This window comes from Pseudoalteromonas sp. PPB1, from assembly GCF_015356275.1.
GTDB classification, from domain to species: domain Bacteria; phylum Pseudomonadota; class Gammaproteobacteria; order Enterobacterales; family Alteromonadaceae; genus Pseudoalteromonas; species Pseudoalteromonas rubra_D.
Map to the genome: position 1 here is coordinate 1 of NZ_JACEQV010000102.1, position 443 is coordinate 443.

A 443-nucleotide genomic window follows, 5' to 3' on the forward strand; every position below is an offset into this window, starting at 1 on the left:
CAGAACGCCACTTGAAACATTATTAGATGGGAAATCGCTCTGGGCTGAAAAGAATTTAGCCCAAATCTAGACTGACAATCACCGATTGAAAAACGGGTAACTGTCAGGTCAAGTCTGAGCTAGTACAAGTAAATAAAGTTTTTCTTCCGCAACTGCTGGCGCAAGCATTTCGTTGTTACTATGCGGCCTTTGCCAGTTGTAGTAGCTCATTAAATAGTAACTTATATCTCTTTCAGCTTCTTTGAAGGAATCATAGCCTGTTGACGGAACCCACTCTGTTTTTAAACTCCTAAATAGCCTTTCCATTGGGGCGTTGTCCCAACAATTCCCCCTGCGACTCATGCTTTGAGTCATACGATAGCGCCATAATTTTTGCCTGAACTTTGTGGCGACATACTGACAGCCCTGATCAGAATGGAACAACACGCCCGATGGCCGACCTC

At 44.2% G+C, this 443-nt stretch carries 1 protein-coding gene; it reads right to left on the reverse strand.

Features of this window, described 5'->3' with window-relative positions:
• Positions 1 to 108: 108 nt before the first annotated feature.
• The coding region (locus IY568_RS24480) for an integrase core domain-containing protein (RefSeq protein ID WP_194868976.1) at positions 109 to 443 on the reverse strand (335 nt) is incomplete at its 5' end.